This window comes from Pedobacter sp. AC190, assembly GCF_979258025.1.
The window spans coordinates 4,362,544-4,376,824 of record NZ_OZ409824.1; the positions used below are offsets into that span (position 1 = coordinate 4,362,544).

Genomic DNA, 14,281 nt, shown 5'->3' on the forward strand with positions numbered 1-14,281 from the left:
CTAATCAAACTCAACAAAAATCATGTAAATGTGATGAGTGAATTACCATTAAAAGACTAGGAGATCATCATGAAAAAATTAAAAACGACACTCCTGTTTATTTGCTTAGCGATAACAGCATTTGCGGCGGATGAAAAAGTAGCTTCACCAATAGTAAGTTCAGAACCAAGTTTGCTCGGCACAAGCCAATCAGAAACTTTAATTCTGATATTACTTCTATTTGTATTAGTGTTACTTTTCGTATCCATCACTTTATTAAATGCTTTTAAAGTAATGTACAGGGAGCAAATTAATCCAACACCTTATATAATCCCTAAAAAGGAAGAAGTTTTAGATTATGATAGTTGGCTAAAAACAAAGAAAACCAAGCCATCAATTTGGAGTAAGCTTCTGGGATTAAAACCAATTGAGGAAGAAAAAGATTTAATTATCGAACATGCTTATGACGGCATTCACGAACTTAACAATCCAGTTCCTGGTTGGTTTAACTTTCTTTTTTATGGAACGATTCTGTTTGGCATTGGCTACCTTTTTTATTATTACATAGGTGGCTATGGCTTAAACCAAGACCAGCTTTACCAGGCAGAAGTAACTAAATCAATTGAAGATAAAGCCATTTATTTAAAAAAATCGGCAAATGCTGTTGATGAAAGCAACGTAAAACTAGATAATTCTGCCCCAGCTATAGAATCGGGGAAAAGCATTTTTACAGGAAATTGTGTGGTTTGCCATGGCCCCACTGGTGGTGGTTTAATTGGGCCAAATTTAACCGACGAATTTTGGCTACATGGCGGTGGCATCAACAACGTTTTTAAAACTATAAAATATGGTGTTCCGGAAAAAGGAATGGTTAGCTGGGAGAAAACCTTAAGCCCTAAACAAATAAGTGATGTAACCAACTATATTCTCTCACTTCAGGGTACAAAACCTGCTGGTGCAAAGGCGCCACAAGGTGTAAAATACGAGCCTGCAAACCCGAAAGATCAAGAGGTAAAAGAAGATGTTACCAAAAAATAAAACTGAGCAAAAAAGTAAAGGCCATAATTTTCTTTATCCAAAGAAACCATCTGGTAAATTATATGCTTATCGAAAATGGGTAAGTTATGGCCTTTTAATAAGCTTATTTAGCGCTCCGTTTTTAAGGTATAAAGGCGAACAACTGGTTCTGCTTAATTTCCTCGAACGCAAATTTGTTTTCTTCGGATTAATCTTTACCCCGCAAGATTTTTATCTCTTCGCTTTTGCGATGTTGATTTTCATCTTATTTGTTATTTGCTTTACTGTGGTTTTGGGCAGGCTTTGGTGCGGTTGGGCTTGCCCGCAAACCATATTTATGGAAATGATTTTCCGCCGAATTGAATATTGGATTGAAGGTAATGTGGTTAGACAAAAAAAGTTAGACGCTCAAAGTTGGAATGCTGAAAAATTTATTAAAAAATCGAGTAAGCATTTCCTATTTATTCTAATCTCGTTTGCTATTGCAAATACTTTTTTAGCCTACCTGATTGGTTCTGACGTCCTTTACAAAATTATTACAGAACCCGTAGGCCAACACATTTCTGGCTTTATATCCATTTGCATATTTACTGCAATTTTCTACATCGTTTTTGCTTACGTACGTGAAGTAGTATGTACAGTTATTTGTCCTTATGGCAGATTGCAAGGTGTTTTACTAGATAATCAAAGTTTAATTGTTGCTTATGATGAAAAACGCGGAGAACCTCGGGGTAAAATCTCAAAAGATTTTAAAGATAGTTTAAAAGGCGATTGTGTGGATTGTGGACTTTGTGTACAAGTTTGTCCGACTGGAATTGATATAAGAAAAGGAACGCAGTTAGAATGTGTTAATTGTACAGCATGTATTGATGCCTGTGATGAAGTTATGCTAAAGTTAAGCAAACCAAAAAGGCTTATCGGATTTTACAATAATGATTATATAAAAGACGGGAAACCTTTTAAAGCGGGTTTAAAAGGTTATGGTTACGCTGTTGTTCTATTTATCGCTGTCGTATTGTTTTCATCGCTCATTTATAAAAGACAAAATGTAGAAACTACTGTGTTAAGGGCCAGCGGAACTCTATTTCAAACCAGACCAGACGGCACTGTAAGCAATTTATACAATGCAGAGCTAATCAACAAAACAAATAAAGCCATATACTTTAAGTTCAGGTCTGAAAACAAAGCAGATAGCGTTTTATTTATCCAAAGCCAAAAAGTACTCCCTAAAGAAGGTACAATCCACTTAACATTTTTCCTGATTAGAAAATCAGATAATATTAATAGTTATAAGAGCGAAGTAAAATTTGAAGTTATTGCTGATGGAGAAATTATCAGCACAGCAAGCACAAGCTTTTTTGCAAATCCAAAATAAGATATGAATATGAACTGGGGAAAGAAAATCGTATTGACAATGGCTGTATTTATGCTTTTTATTTTAGGCTTGGGTGCATATATGTTGAGTAAACAAGGCAACGATACTTTGGTAGAAAGCAATTATTATGAAAAAGGGCTCATTTATGATGAAGAGTATGATGCACGGGAAAATACTTTTTTAGAACACGCTGAACCTATAATTACCATCAATCCAAACCAGTTGATTCTTCAATTAAAAGATAGTGCAAATTATTCGTTGGTATTAATGCGGCCATCAACTGCAAAAGCAGATCAACACTTCAGCGGAAAAACAATAGGCCTAAGCCATTTGATTTTATTGGAACGAAAAGCAAAAGATAAAGGCATTTGGTTGTTGGATCTGAAATGGAAAACCCACAACAAAAGTTATCAGTTTAAAAAAAGTATCACTTTGTGATGAATTATTTACCGCTTGCATTTTTAATGGGTTTATTCGGAAGTTTGCATTGTGCAGTAATGTGCGGGCCACTAATGCTATCGTTACCAATTGAAAAAAGAAACATTTGGAATGCAGGTTTAAGTTTATTGCTTTATCAAACTGGCAGAATTGTAAGCTATACTTTAATGGGTGGTATTGCAGGTTGGTTTGGCAGTACATTTAGCCTCATTGCCAATCAAAAAACATTAAGCATAGTTATTGGCATTTTATTAATTGTTTTTACCCTATTACAGTTCAGTTCTTATTACAGTAAAAAGCTGAGTACATTTCAATTTAAGCTTATAAATCCGATAAGTAAATTAATGGGGAAACTTTTCGGCTTACCTTTATGGGAGTTTTTTGCGGGCATGCTAAATGGAATAATTCCCTGCGGGATGGTTTATCTCTCATTGGCTACGGCAGTTAATTCTGCTTCGGCAATAAATGGCTTCCAGTTTATGTTTCTTTTTGGCCTAGGCACTTTACCGCTGTTAATGATGATTTCGCTTGGAGGGATTTACTTAAAGAAATACATTCGTTTTAATACGAAAAAACTGATTCCCTGGTTTATGCTATTTATGGGGATATTACTTTTACTTCGATCAGCAGAACTTGGCATTCCCTTTCTATCGCCAAATAGCGGTTTACATTTCGGCTCTACGGTTGATTGCAGATAGTGATTGTAGTATGGTAATGCTGAATAAATTCAGTATTTTAATAGCTTGCGAACTCCTGCAATAAAAGGTGATGAAGTTGCAGCATAAATTAAAGCTTAATAAACAGGAGAAATAAAAAATCGCATGGAATTTATCAAACACAAATCCCATGCAATTTTAAATGATTATCTATGCCGCATCAATTGCTTCGCGTAGTGCTTTTGCAGCTGCCGCTGGATCTTCAGCCCCATAAATTGCTGCCCCAGCTACGGCAACTTGTGCACCTGCCTTAATTACGGCAGTAACATTATCAATGTTTACACCACCAGCAATCGATACTGGAACACCAGCTCTTGCAGCTTCATCAATTAAAACCTGAATGGAATAACCAGCAGTCCACTGCTCGTCTAATCCTGCATGTAATTCTACAAATTCCACACCTAACTCGATAACTTCTTGTGCCCTTTTAACACGATCAGGATAGCCAATTGTATCTACAACCACGCCTTTTCCATGTGCTTTTGCTGCCTTAACTGCACCAATTATTGTTGCATTACCTGCAGCACCCATTACGGTAACTAAATCTGCACCAGCTTTGAAAGCAATATCAGCTTCTAATTCACCTGCATCAGCTGTTTTTAAATCAGCAAATACCAATTTATCTGGATGTGCATTTTTCATTGCAGTTATAACTGATGAACCCATATTTTTAATTAATGGAGTTCCTAACTCAATGATATCAACATAAGGCGCAACTTTTGCGGCTAAAGCCAATGCTTCTTCTGTTGTTAATAAATCTATTGCTACTTGTAATTTTGCCATGATTGTATCTATTTATTATTTTAAAAGTTAAATTCTGTTATTCTAAATTTGCGTGTCGTTTCCATAATTCTTCAGCTGGGGTTTCATCTAATTTCCAAAGCGACTGAAAAACAGCGTCCATCAGCAGTAGTAAAAATTGTTCAAATAAGCTTCCTGCGTATTGCTTTGATTTCGCGCCACCATGATCTTCTTTTTCTGCTGCTGGAATTAAAACCACGTGATTAGCCAGTTTAGCTAAGGACGAAGATAGATTTGTTGTGAGTGCAACAACCTCTGCTCCAGCTAAAATTGCCTTTTCTGCAGATCTAACAATTGTGGCTGTAGTACCAGACCCTGAAGCAGAAATTAAAAGATCGCCTTTTCGAATAGCTGGTGTAGTCGTTTCGCCAACGAAATAAACTACAAGCCCCAAATGCATTAAGCGCATAGCAGTACAACGCATTGCAAATCCCGATCGGCCAGTGGCTATTATAAAAATGCGTTCTGATTTTTGTATAAAATTTATAAATGGGATTAGCGATTCTAAATCTATTTTTTTTGCCAGTTGAGTGTTTTCGTTTAATACCAAATCTAAATTGAGTTGTAAATCCCAAATCAGTTGCTGATTATCCAATATATCTTTCTCTACATTGTGCGTTTCCATACCTAATATTTTATGAAGCGAAGTTAGAAAGGACTTAATGCCGAAAGGTTATACAATTGGCTTATAATGTGGGATTATCTGGACAGCTTGGCTATAAAAAGTCATAATCAAATCATAAAAAAAGGTCTATTTCCGAATAGTCCTCCTTAATGTCCCAATTATCCAATCTGCTAATTATGTAGGTTATATATTTGCTTTCCATGAATCAGAACCCAACTTCCAATCTTGAAAAATCATTGCTGTACATCAGAAATCTTAATAATTGTCCACCCAGTTATTTAAACGATCCAGGGCGAAAAGACTTTTTTGAAGTTGTTTGGTTAAAGAATGAAGATCCACTTCACGGCATAAGCGATCCTGCTCTTGGCATAAAAGGAGATTGGATTTATTTAATTCCACCATATCGGGTGCACCAATTAAATAAAGCAGGAAAAAACGGCGAGCTTATATCTTTTAAAAGATCGATGCTTGAGGAAGAGGATAAAGATTTTTTACTTGATCTTTTTAGAATATTTAATGTACAAGGCGAATTTTCATGTTTAAGGCTTGATGATGCATCATCAAAGGAGCTGGGCGAAATTTATCACATTATTGAAACAGAATATAATCGCGAAAGCAACAGCTTTGTAATGCTTAAAGCTTTGCTAAAAGTTTTTTTATTAAAATTAATTACGGTAAAAGAACATGAATTTACCAATCATGATATTCACCAGAAAAGATTATATGAATTTTTAATGCTACTTGAAGGTAATTTCCAAACGGTTACGAATATCGATTTCTATGCAGGTAAATTGGGAATTAGCTCTAAACGGCTTAATCAAATTTTAAAGGAAAAATTGAATAAAACAGGCACTCAAATTATACACGACAGAATTATTTTAGAAGCAAAGCGAAAAATTATTCATAGTGATGTTACGATAAAAGAGATTGCTTACGACTTAGGTTTCACAGATAGACCATATTTTAGTCGATTTTTTAAAAAACAAACTGGAGAAACACCAGAAGAGTTTCAAAAGAAAGCAAAAGCACACATCGAATCGAAGTTTAACACCTTAGTATAATATTAAAATTATCAAAAAGAATATTCGACTTAAAAAAAGACAGAAACTCACGTTATTAAAACAGATTACAACCAAAAAATCAAAATAATTTCTTTAAAGCTGCAAAATGCGAGCACATTTTATTCTATTCATAAAATGAACAGGAAAAATTTAATCATTTTTTGAAGTATTGATTATTTTTCACTATATTGTTGACATACAAGCATTAACAATACAGAATATTATGAAAAATATCCTACTATTTCTGCTTGCGTGTCTAGTTTCCGTAAGCGCAGTACTTTCTTCTTCGAGATTATCAGACCCAGAACTTGGTTTTGCAACAGCCGCCTTAGTTTGGGCTTTTTATGCATGGCTCCTGTTACCAAAGAAAGATCCCCAGCGAGATTTTCGCTAAAAATAATCGATTAAACCTATTCAGTAATCAATTTACTTCCTGTTATTGCAACTGGTGGATTACTCAACGTATTTCCCGCATTTAGTTTTAAAGTTCCAGAGATTAGAACAGGTTTAAATGTAAACTTAATCGCTTCGTTCATTTCTACAAGCAGCATAATGGGAACACCTTTTTGACCGCAATAGAAACATTGATTTATTGGTAAAGGGGAAAACATAAAGCGGGTTTGTTTCATGCCATCTTTTATCGGCACGATGTAGCCTTCTATGGTGAATGGCTTATTTTGATATTTTTTAATATCAGGTTTAAAAACAGCGTAAATTTCGGTGGGTTTTACAGTTTTCATTGTAATTCCACCAATAAGATCCCATTCAAGAGAATCCATTTGATCGGATGGATCATGTTGGGCATAAGCAGAAAAACCTGCAAACAGAAAAAATATTAAAAAAAGCTTTTTAATCATTTAATAGATGTTATTAGTTACTAACAGCTCTCTTTGCGGACGTTTCGAGTGTTTTATTGCAATCTTCGCATATTCCAGTGGCTACTAGTTTCAATGCACCAACCTTAAAACCTGCAGGAATTTTAATTTCAGGAATTCGTACTTTCTCCAGGCAGAAAATACGGTGGCAATTATCACAATTGAAATGCACATGTTCGTCATGATGGGCGTGCTCGCTACATCCGCCAGAACATATCGCATAATTTGCAGTACCCTGACTATCCAGTACTTTATGAATTATTCCTTTTTCTTCAAATACTCTTAATATTCGATAAAGTGTAACCCGATCAACATCCTTACCAACAACATGCTCCAGAAATGGCTGAGAAGTTGCCGAATCTCGCCCGCGAAGAATATCCAGAACCTGAAGTCTTGCTCCTGTACGTTTAAGTCCGTTTTGAGCTAGCAACTTTTCAAAATATGCTGTATTATTATCCATTACTACAAAAATAATTAATTAAATTACTACTACGGCATTTTTAATCGATATTGGCGGCGCATAACTTGCATCTTTGTGTTCGAGTTTTAAAATCCCTTTTACATGTATGGGCTTGTCAGTAAAGCTTACTGCATTATTCATTTCAATCATAATCATTACTGGAACGCCATTTTGCCCACAAAAGTAACATTGATTGATGGGCAAAGTTGCCAATAAAAATTTTTGTTGTTTTTGCCCGCTTTTTATTGGAATTAAATAACCTTTTAAATCAAACTCCTTATTCTCAAAACGCTTTATCGATTCAGAGAAAATGGGAAATAACTGATTCTTTTCCGTTAATTCAAATTGAACCGAACCAATAATATCCCAGTTTAAACTGCGAAGCTGATCGTTTGGGTTATGTTTTTGATTTTGGGCTGAGCAGTAAAAACCTCGAACAACGAAGAACAACAGAATTAGATATTTCATAATTGTATGGCATCGATTAAAAAAAATTCAGAGCGTGTATCGCCCGAATCATTGATGATAAGTTTACCACGAATTTTAATCGCCTTATCAGTCCAGGTTATTGGGCTTATCATTTTCACTTCCACCATCGAAGGAACATCTCCGCTCCCACAAAAAGGACAAGATTCTATTGGCACAATGGAAAGCATAAATGCCGAGAATTTATTTCCAACTTTCGTTGGAATAATATAACCTGGAAGTTCGATAACTTTATTATTAATTGCTTTTAGTTCTTTCGGAAAAATACTTCGCCATTGAAGTGGCTTGTATTGTTCTTCATAGCGTAAACCAATTAAATTCCAGTTTGTAGTGCGCATATCTTTATGTACAATGGCCTGTGCTTTTAAACAGAAGTAAAGGCACATCAGGATTAAAAAAACAGATAATTGCTTTAACATAACTTTATAATACTTTTGCATCAAGTAAGAAAAACTCACTCCTGTCATCTCCCGAATCATTAATAACAAAAGTGCCTTTTAAACGTATGGCTTTGGTGGTTATGGATACAGCCCTGCTCATTTTAACCTCAATCATTGCTGGTATATCAGCCGTACCGCAGTACGGACAAGATTCAATCGGTACGATAGAAAACATAAACTCGGTAAATTTACTTCCTACTTTGGTAGGAATGATATAACCAGGCAATTCGATTATTTTTCTGTTTAAAGATTTTAATGCCGCTGGATAAACACTACCCCACTTACCAGGCGAAAGTTCTTGATCATACCTAAGTCCGATAATGTTCCAGGTTGCGCTGCGCATATCCTTATGCACCTTCACCTGGGCCAAACAAATTGCAGATACAGCCATAAAAAGCACAAATAAAATCCCTGATATTTTCATTACAAATTAGTTAGTAATCAATTATCTATCTTTCGTTAGTGTATCGGCAATATCTACACGATAAGTTTGCAAAGCTGGAATTAACCCCGCTACAACACCAATTAATAATCCTGCAAATACCAGATAAAGTTCATCCGTTACAAAAAACAAACCTGTTAATCGTGCCTGAGATGATTCTTGTCCGCTTCCAATTACTTCAAGCGCAAAGTGACCGACTAAAAGGCCTAAAATAGTACCGATTACAGTTATTAAAAGTCCTTCGAGCATTACTAAAAAGAAAAGTTTTGACTTTGAAGCGCCAAGGCATCGCATTATGGCCAGGTCATATTTTTTCTCTTTCATAGAATTATACAAACTGATGAAAACACTTAATGCAGAAATGGCCATAATCAAAATAGCGAACCACTGTAAGGTATCTACACCTACTCCAATTAGTGAAAAAAGCCTTGCACTTTCCATTGCTGGCGATGCAGCTTGCATGTTTGTACTTTGATTAACCATTCTTGGGAAAAGAACCACCGACATTGGAGAGCGGTACTGAATAAGTATTGAGGTTAGTTCTTGATCATTAATTTCCTTTGATTCATCATTTTTACCATGATCTTTATGTTCATCCTCCACTTCATGCATTTTGTAAACACTTCCGATATTGGTTAAAATAAGATTATCAGTTACATTTCCCTGTGGCTTTAATATGCCGCTAACAACATAGGCATGTTGTTTATGCAAATCGCTATTTCCACTAAGGCCATGTGCACCGAAAAAACGATCTCCAACTTTAAGCTTAGCTTCTATTGCTACCGTATTACCAATAGTAGCTTCTAAATCTTTACTCCAAAATTTACCTTTATCAATTTGCAAGCCGTACATACCTAAAAAAGTGGTATCGGTACCCACAATGCGATAACCATCATAATTATCACCAAGCGCTAAAGGTACTGCCCGCTTTACCAACGGGTTACGCATAAGTTCGTAAGCATCTTTTGCGGGGATATTTCCTGTCGGAAAATCGATGTGGTAAATGCTACTTAAAATTAATTGCAAAGGACTGCCTTTTGCCCCAACCACAAGATCGATATCTTTAGCATTACGTTCTAGCTTATTACCGATCTGCGTAGAGGCCAAAAACAAAATAGAAAGAATTCCAATTCCGAAGGCAACCAAAATTATATTGAGTATAGATGTTAGGCGGTTTCGGGAAAGGTTTTTATAACTGATTTTAAGTATGTTCATTACAGCGTGTATGTTTTTGAAATGTGCGACCTAACTCTGTTATCATGCGTAGCAATAATCAGCGCAGCACCATGATTACTGGCTTGCGAACTCAACATTTTTAAAACACGTTCAGCATTATCATCATCAAGACTCGAAGTTGGTTCATCGGCAATTAACAAATCTGGTTTATTTACTAAAGCACGAGCTACAGAAACCCTTTGCAGTTGCCCCTGACTAAGCTGATCGGGATAAATATTAGCTTTAGTTTCTAACCCAAGCTCTGCAAGCAAGGCTAAATTTCGTTCTTTATCTACAGCGACTCCAGCCATAGAAGCCGCAATTTCTAAATTCTCTATTACACTTAAGGAACGAATAAGATGCGGCCGCTGGAAAACAATGCCAATATGTTGCCCTCTAAATCGGTCCATTTTCTTATTTCCAATGTTGTAAATATCAGTCTCCTCAATAAATACTTTTCCCTTCGATGGTTTGAGCAAGCCAGAAATATGATTCAACAAAGTACTTTTACCACTACCAGAAGCGCCAAGAAGTAGCCATTGTTCCATATCTCCTATTTCCCAATCTGGAAATTTCAGGCTTAATCCTTTCGGATAATTATGTTGTACTCTTTCTATTTTAATCATTGTTTAAATTTCGCTGAACCACTTTTTTAATGATTAGATTTTTAATGGCATACCGTCTGTAAAGCTCAATACCATCATTTGTTCCATGCTTGCAGGCTGGGTTTAGTGTACAAATCATTAATAAAGCTGATAAAAAAAATAACCTAATTTTCTTAGTCATAAAGCAAATATATAAATGAACAATAAATGCAACAATGTTGTATTAATAACATTACGTTAAACCTTTCTAATTATGCTTATGCGCTGATGGGCAAGTTTTAACTAGCCTTAGATTTATAAAATGTGCGGCGGCTATCGTAAAACCACCAAGTGGAATTAATATTGGTTCTAATTGTTCTAGACCTAAAAAATGGCCTGCAGCAATTAAAAAGAAGCCCGCTATCAAAACAATTGATGGTATAAGTTTTCGATGCAATTTGCGATAAGAACTACTCATCGACCATATGCCCAGGCAAAGAGAAAGCACAATCATACAAATTTCTACCCTTTCATCAGCCAAAAAACCTAATCCCCATAAAGGTAAAAGTGTTAACAAAAGTGGAACAGCCGCACAATGGATAGCACATAACGTTGAGGCCGTTATCCCAAGTCGATCGAGGTTAAGTTTAAAGGTTTTCATAATCAATAATTGAACACAAATATAAAAGCAATTATGTTGCGTTTATAAGATGCGATAATTATTTGCAACTAAATTGCATTAAAATGATAATGAGATATTTCCCCTTGGATATAGGTAATTGCTTTAAATGAAATAAGCACGAACATCCATCCGCGCTTATTCTATCAACTAACCTAAACTTTTTAAATACTAACCAAATATTTAATGATACAAAGGTAATTGGATGCTATTAAGCCAATATTAAGAATTGGTTAAATGCTTATTTATTAATATTAAAGTTTAATTTTAACAAAGTATAAACGATTTCTATCTACCGAATTGGTAAGTGGAAGTATCTTTTGAGCAAATCCGCTGGCGCCATTATCTACAACACCAAAATCATCATCATTCGAGATTACAAGAATGTTTCCAGGTAATAAAGCAAGTCCTTCTGCTTTGTCGTGTGGATAAACCGATGGTAAATCTTTTAATAAATCTAAAACAAGTGTTTTAGTAACTGGAGAAATCCCAGCTGCTGTAAGACCAGCAAGATCGTTCAATTCTTCTACGGTTTTACCATTGTAAAGTTTTCCTGTTGCGCCGTTATTTGAATCAGAAATATCGGTTGCAGCGCTTAAATCGATTTTGAATACTTTTTTAAATGCAGCAGGATTAGTAGCTGCACCGCCATAAAGGCCATCGCGTTCAAGCGTTAAAAAAGTTGTCGCATTAACAGCTACGATATCGCTAACTCCAGTAAGCGTGGTATTATCCATCAAATAAGCATACTGTTTAGTTGCTCCCGTTGCAATATCGAAGGTTAATATTCTTAATACTACAGAATTTGCTACGGCATTTTTAGATGGATTATACATTGGAGATTGCATCATACCCACCAGTGTCTTTCCATCTGGCGTTATGGCTAATCCTTCCATTCCACGGTTTGCTCTTCTGTTTGCAAAAACTGCAGGGATTTTTCTACCGCCAGTTCCCGTTCCAAAAGGATTTATGCGCTCGATTGTTTTTCCTGTGGCGTCAAAATGTGCAATATGTGGTCCGTATTCATCACTAATCCAAAAAGAACCATCAGCTGTTCTAACCAACCCTTCAGAATCAATACCATCGGCACTTGGTGTAATTACTTGTCCGTTTAGATCGTAAGCTGTCTCTCCTGAAGCGCCCATACCAATCGGATTTGGTAAACCATTTAGTTTAACACCTGCTACGTTTTTGAGTTCAATGGTTTGCTCCAAAATAAGTTTACCATCTTTTAATCTAAATTTGCCGATTTGTGGGGCGAAATCTGGCTTTCCGATAATAATAGAGTTTGCTAACTGACCAGCTACATTCGAACCTCTATCGGTAAGCATATAAAAAACATCGGGAGAATTTGGATCTACTGCAACTCCAGAACCAAAACCGCCATTGTAAACTTTTACACCCGACGCTGTTGTAAATAAAACTGTCGATTCTGAAACTTCCGCGACATTAGGATATGTTGCACTTGTTGTTTCATCTGCATTCTTTTTACACGACACTATGCCAATTGATAGTGCTGTAGCTAACATTAAAGCCTGTTTATTCATTTACCTTTAGATTAATTTAGTTTTCACAAAAAACCTGTTTAGCTATGAACATATTGTTAAGATTAAAACAACATTAGAGCGTTTGGGATTAAAACAAAAAAGGCCTGTCTAACGACAGGCCTAATAAGTGGGTTTTAATAAGCTTTATATTAATGTTGATTACCTGTTCCATCAGTTTGGAAAGCACCAATGTCATTTCCAGGCGCAGTTATCGTAGCACCAAAGTTGCCTGTTGTTTTAACTACAGCTAAAGGTGCAAAGTCAGTTTTAGATTTATTATGTGCAGGAGAAATTGCTTGCAAACCAAAATTAGAATTACCAATTGTAGTGATATAGGCTGGCATTAAAGAAGCTGTTATTGGGCCTGCATTTGCTGCGTAATCATATTGATCTAAATTATAACTGAAAAACAATGGATTTTTATCTTTAGCTGTTGCACTTTTAAGATCAGCCGTTTGCACTTTAGCGACACCATCACTTGCTAAAAACTGAGCCAGAATCGTAGCTGTACTACCATAGTAATATTGATTGTTATAAGCAATATTTGTTAAATCTGCATCGGTTGTCATACGAAGACCAAAGCGGCAGTTTGCAATTAAGTTGTTATAGATAAGACCTCTTGCACCCTGTTCGTAATTTATTGAACCACCACGACCCGTTTTAGTTTGACGGAAACCACAGTTAACCATTGTATTGTTATACATATTTACATTACATTGAACGGTTGTACCGCCAGAGTTGGAAGCCTTTAAAGCATTTGTTGCCGAACCGATTAACATATTATAGGCTAAATCACCAACGGTTCCACTTTTCATGTTAAAGCATTCGCCACCAGCTTTACCACAAAGTTCGAAGGTATTGCGCATGATCGATATTTTTCCACCAACAGTTCTGATACCATCATCGGTTGTACCGAATATCCAGCTATCTTCTAGAATAAAATCTTTTTCAATATTTGCGAAATAAATGCCATAACGAGGATCTCCATCTTTGTAAATTGCCGCGTCATTTCCGTAAGATGCAGCACCTGGAAACTCTATGTGCGTCCACTTAATAATAACATCGCCTCCTTTTGGATTTGGTTTCGCTGCTGTAATTGGTGCAGGCGTTGCAACAATACCGCCCCAACTCCCTTTAAAAACGTTATCGTATTTTGCTGCGCTTGCTTCTGCATGATAAGTTGCTGCATTTTGAACAGTAATGAAGTTTGGTTTTTCTTTTGTACCTAAACTTATAAAAGTTCCGTGAACACTGATTTGTGGTGCTTTATCTTTTGTACCATCGCCAACTGCAATTAGCGTAACACCGCTTTGCATTAACAAGGTATCGCCGTCGTTTACCGTAATATCCTTATCAAAATAATAAGTTTTACCAGTCTGCATGGTACCTTTAATGCTTCCGCCAGCAAGGTTTTCTGATGTGATTAAAGATCCAGACTGTATTACTGGAACTGATAAAGTTAACACTTCTTCTTTATGGCAAGCGGCTAACGAAATAACCAATGCAATTAAGGATAATGATTTTAAGATACTTTTCATATT

The 14,281-nt window shown here is 35.8% G+C and carries 19 protein-coding genes; 6 read left to right on the forward strand and 13 right to left on the reverse strand.

Annotated features, from left to right (window positions below; all coding sequences use genetic code 11):
* Window positions 1-69: 69 nt before the first annotated feature.
* From ACZZZI_RS19210 to ACZZZI_RS19225, 4 genes are read left to right on the forward strand one after another with little or no spacing between them, the layout of a single operon-like run.
* Window positions 70-1,017 (forward strand): cbb3-type cytochrome c oxidase N-terminal domain-containing protein, encoded by a 948-nt coding sequence (locus ACZZZI_RS19210; RefSeq protein ID WP_463490766.1) that lies wholly within the window; start codon window positions 70-72, stop codon window positions 1,015-1,017.
* A complete protein-coding gene (ccoG, locus tag ACZZZI_RS19215) occupies window positions 1,001-2,371 on the forward strand; it encodes a cytochrome c oxidase accessory protein CcoG (protein ID WP_463490768.1) in 1,371 nt (456 codons plus the stop codon). The genes ACZZZI_RS19210 and ccoG overlap by 17 nt, the downstream gene beginning before the upstream one ends.
* A gap of 9 nt (window positions 2,372-2,380) precedes the next feature.
* The gene (locus tag ACZZZI_RS19220) at window positions 2,381-2,809 is read left to right on the forward strand and encodes a FixH family protein (protein WP_463490770.1); all 429 of its coding nucleotides are present in this window, start codon (window positions 2,381-2,383) and stop codon (window positions 2,807-2,809) included.
* On the forward strand, window positions 2,809-3,507 hold the full coding sequence (locus ACZZZI_RS19225) for a sulfite exporter TauE/SafE family protein (RefSeq protein WP_463490772.1): 699 nt from the start codon (window positions 2,809-2,811) through the stop codon (window positions 3,505-3,507). Before ACZZZI_RS19220 ends, ACZZZI_RS19225 begins: the two co-directional genes overlap by 1 nt.
* A gap of 168 nt (window positions 3,508-3,675) precedes the next feature.
* Here the strand turns inward: ACZZZI_RS19225 and hxlA are convergent, their stop codons facing one another.
* Window positions 3,676-4,308 carry a 3-hexulose-6-phosphate synthase gene (hxlA, locus tag ACZZZI_RS19230; RefSeq protein WP_316758348.1) on the reverse strand — a complete coding sequence of 211 codons (633 nt, stop codon included), beginning with the start codon at window positions 4,306-4,308 and terminating at the stop codon, window positions 3,676-3,678.
* Between the two features lie 37 nt (window positions 4,309-4,345).
* Window positions 4,346-4,951, reverse strand: a complete 606-nt coding sequence (gene hxlB, locus ACZZZI_RS19235; RefSeq protein WP_463490775.1) for a 6-phospho-3-hexuloisomerase — start codon at window positions 4,949-4,951, stop codon at window positions 4,346-4,348.
* A gap of 200 nt (window positions 4,952-5,151) precedes the next feature.
* Between hxlB and ACZZZI_RS19240 the strand changes: the two genes are divergently transcribed.
* Complete coding sequence (locus tag ACZZZI_RS19240) at window positions 5,152-6,012, forward strand: helix-turn-helix domain-containing protein (protein ID WP_316758344.1); 861 nt, start codon at window positions 5,152-5,154, stop codon at window positions 6,010-6,012.
* A gap of 223 nt (window positions 6,013-6,235) precedes the next feature.
* The gene (locus ACZZZI_RS19245; protein ID WP_316758342.1) at window positions 6,236-6,406 is read left to right on the forward strand and encodes a hypothetical protein; all 171 of its coding nucleotides are present in this window, start codon (window positions 6,236-6,238) and stop codon (window positions 6,404-6,406) included.
* 16 nt (window positions 6,407-6,422) lie between these two features.
* On the opposite strand, the gene ACZZZI_RS19250 is transcribed toward ACZZZI_RS19245, so the two are convergent.
* The 11 genes from ACZZZI_RS19250 to ACZZZI_RS19300 form a co-directional block, all read right to left on the reverse strand.
* Complete coding sequence (locus ACZZZI_RS19250; protein ID WP_463490778.1) at window positions 6,423-6,869, reverse strand: hypothetical protein; 447 nt, start codon at window positions 6,867-6,869, stop codon at window positions 6,423-6,425.
* Window positions 6,870-6,882: 13 nt separating this feature from the next.
* A complete protein-coding gene (locus tag ACZZZI_RS19255; RefSeq protein ID WP_463490780.1) occupies window positions 6,883-7,347 on the reverse strand; it encodes a Fur family transcriptional regulator in 465 nt (154 codons plus the stop codon).
* 18 nt (window positions 7,348-7,365) lie between these two features.
* Window positions 7,366-7,815, reverse strand: a complete 450-nt coding sequence (locus ACZZZI_RS19260) for a hypothetical protein (RefSeq protein WP_344764264.1) — start codon at window positions 7,813-7,815, stop codon at window positions 7,366-7,368.
* The gene (locus tag ACZZZI_RS19265; protein WP_344764266.1) at window positions 7,812-8,252 is read right to left on the reverse strand and encodes a hypothetical protein; all 441 of its coding nucleotides are present in this window, start codon (window positions 8,250-8,252) and stop codon (window positions 7,812-7,814) included. Before ACZZZI_RS19265 ends, ACZZZI_RS19260 begins: the two co-directional genes overlap by 4 nt.
* A gap of 4 nt (window positions 8,253-8,256) precedes the next feature.
* Window positions 8,257-8,697, reverse strand: a complete 441-nt coding sequence (locus ACZZZI_RS19270) for a hypothetical protein (protein ID WP_463490783.1) — start codon at window positions 8,695-8,697, stop codon at window positions 8,257-8,259.
* A 21-nt stretch (window positions 8,698-8,718) separates the two neighbouring features.
* Complete coding sequence (locus tag ACZZZI_RS19275; protein ID WP_463490785.1) at window positions 8,719-9,930, reverse strand: ABC transporter permease; 1,212 nt, start codon at window positions 9,928-9,930, stop codon at window positions 8,719-8,721.
* Window positions 9,930-10,556: an ABC transporter ATP-binding protein gene (locus ACZZZI_RS19280; RefSeq protein ID WP_463490787.1), complete on the reverse strand. Its 627-nt coding sequence runs from the start codon at window positions 10,554-10,556 to the stop codon at window positions 9,930-9,932. Before ACZZZI_RS19280 ends, ACZZZI_RS19275 begins: the two co-directional genes overlap by 1 nt.
* Complete coding sequence (locus ACZZZI_RS19285) at window positions 10,549-10,716, reverse strand: hypothetical protein (protein WP_463490789.1); 168 nt, start codon at window positions 10,714-10,716, stop codon at window positions 10,549-10,551. The genes ACZZZI_RS19280 and ACZZZI_RS19285 overlap by 8 nt, the downstream gene beginning before the upstream one ends.
* A 66-nt stretch (window positions 10,717-10,782) precedes the next feature.
* Window positions 10,783-11,175, reverse strand: coding sequence for a MerC domain-containing protein (locus ACZZZI_RS19290; RefSeq protein WP_463490791.1), 393 nt, complete (start codon window positions 11,173-11,175; stop codon window positions 10,783-10,785).
* A gap of 272 nt (window positions 11,176-11,447) precedes the next feature.
* Window positions 11,448-12,740: an esterase-like activity of phytase family protein gene (locus ACZZZI_RS19295; RefSeq protein WP_463490793.1), complete on the reverse strand. Its 1,293-nt coding sequence runs from the start codon at window positions 12,738-12,740 to the stop codon at window positions 11,448-11,450.
* A gap of 149 nt (window positions 12,741-12,889) precedes the next feature.
* On the reverse strand, window positions 12,890-14,278 hold the full coding sequence (locus ACZZZI_RS19300; RefSeq protein ID WP_463490795.1) for a hypothetical protein: 1,389 nt from the start codon (window positions 14,276-14,278) through the stop codon (window positions 12,890-12,892).
* Window positions 14,279-14,281: the final 3 nt, after the last annotated feature.

Coding starts and splice junctions, on each gene's coding strand:
- hxlA (WP_316758348.1), bottom strand. CDS start 4,308: ATGGCAAAATTACAAGTAGCAATAGATTTATTAACAACAGAAGAAGCA.
- ACZZZI_RS19245 (WP_316758342.1), top strand. CDS start 6,236: ATGAAAAATATCCTACTATTTCTGCTTGCGTGTCTAGTTTCCGTAAGC.
- ACZZZI_RS19255 (WP_463490780.1), bottom strand. CDS start 7,347: ATGGATAATAATACAGCATATTTTGAAAAGTTGCTAGCTCAAAACGGA.
- ACZZZI_RS19225 (WP_463490772.1), top strand. CDS start 2,809: ATGAATTATTTACCGCTTGCATTTTTAATGGGTTTATTCGGAAGTTTG.
- ACZZZI_RS19290 (WP_463490791.1), bottom strand. CDS start 11,175: ATGAAAACCTTTAAACTTAACCTCGATCGACTTGGGATAACGGCCTCA.
- ACZZZI_RS19240 (WP_316758344.1), top strand. CDS start 5,152: ATGAATCAGAACCCAACTTCCAATCTTGAAAAATCATTGCTGTACATC.
- ACZZZI_RS19285 (WP_463490789.1), bottom strand. CDS start 10,716: ATGACTAAGAAAATTAGGTTATTTTTTTTATCAGCTTTATTAATGATT.
- ACZZZI_RS19210 (WP_463490766.1), top strand. CDS start 70: ATGAAAAAATTAAAAACGACACTCCTGTTTATTTGCTTAGCGATAACA.
- ACZZZI_RS19265 (WP_344764266.1), bottom strand. CDS start 8,252: ATGTTAAAGCAATTATCTGTTTTTTTAATCCTGATGTGCCTTTACTTC.
- ACZZZI_RS19270 (WP_463490783.1), bottom strand. CDS start 8,697: ATGAAAATATCAGGGATTTTATTTGTGCTTTTTATGGCTGTATCTGCA.
- ccoG (WP_463490768.1), top strand. CDS start 1,001: ATGTTACCAAAAAATAAAACTGAGCAAAAAAGTAAAGGCCATAATTTT.
- ACZZZI_RS19260 (WP_344764264.1), bottom strand. CDS start 7,815: ATGAAATATCTAATTCTGTTGTTCTTCGTTGTTCGAGGTTTTTACTGC.
- ACZZZI_RS19280 (WP_463490787.1), bottom strand. CDS start 10,556: ATGATTAAAATAGAAAGAGTACAACATAATTATCCGAAAGGATTAAGC.
- hxlB (WP_463490775.1), bottom strand. CDS start 4,951: ATGGAAACGCACAATGTAGAGAAAGATATATTGGATAATCAGCAACTG.
- ACZZZI_RS19295 (WP_463490793.1), bottom strand. CDS start 12,740: ATGAATAAACAGGCTTTAATGTTAGCTACAGCACTATCAATTGGCATA.
- ACZZZI_RS19220 (WP_463490770.1), top strand. CDS start 2,381: ATGAACTGGGGAAAGAAAATCGTATTGACAATGGCTGTATTTATGCTT.
- ACZZZI_RS19300 (WP_463490795.1), bottom strand. CDS start 14,278: ATGAAAAGTATCTTAAAATCATTATCCTTAATTGCATTGGTTATTTCG.
- ACZZZI_RS19250 (WP_463490778.1), bottom strand. CDS start 6,869: ATGATTAAAAAGCTTTTTTTAATATTTTTTCTGTTTGCAGGTTTTTCT.
- ACZZZI_RS19275 (WP_463490785.1), bottom strand. CDS start 9,930: ATGAACATACTTAAAATCAGTTATAAAAACCTTTCCCGAAACCGCCTA.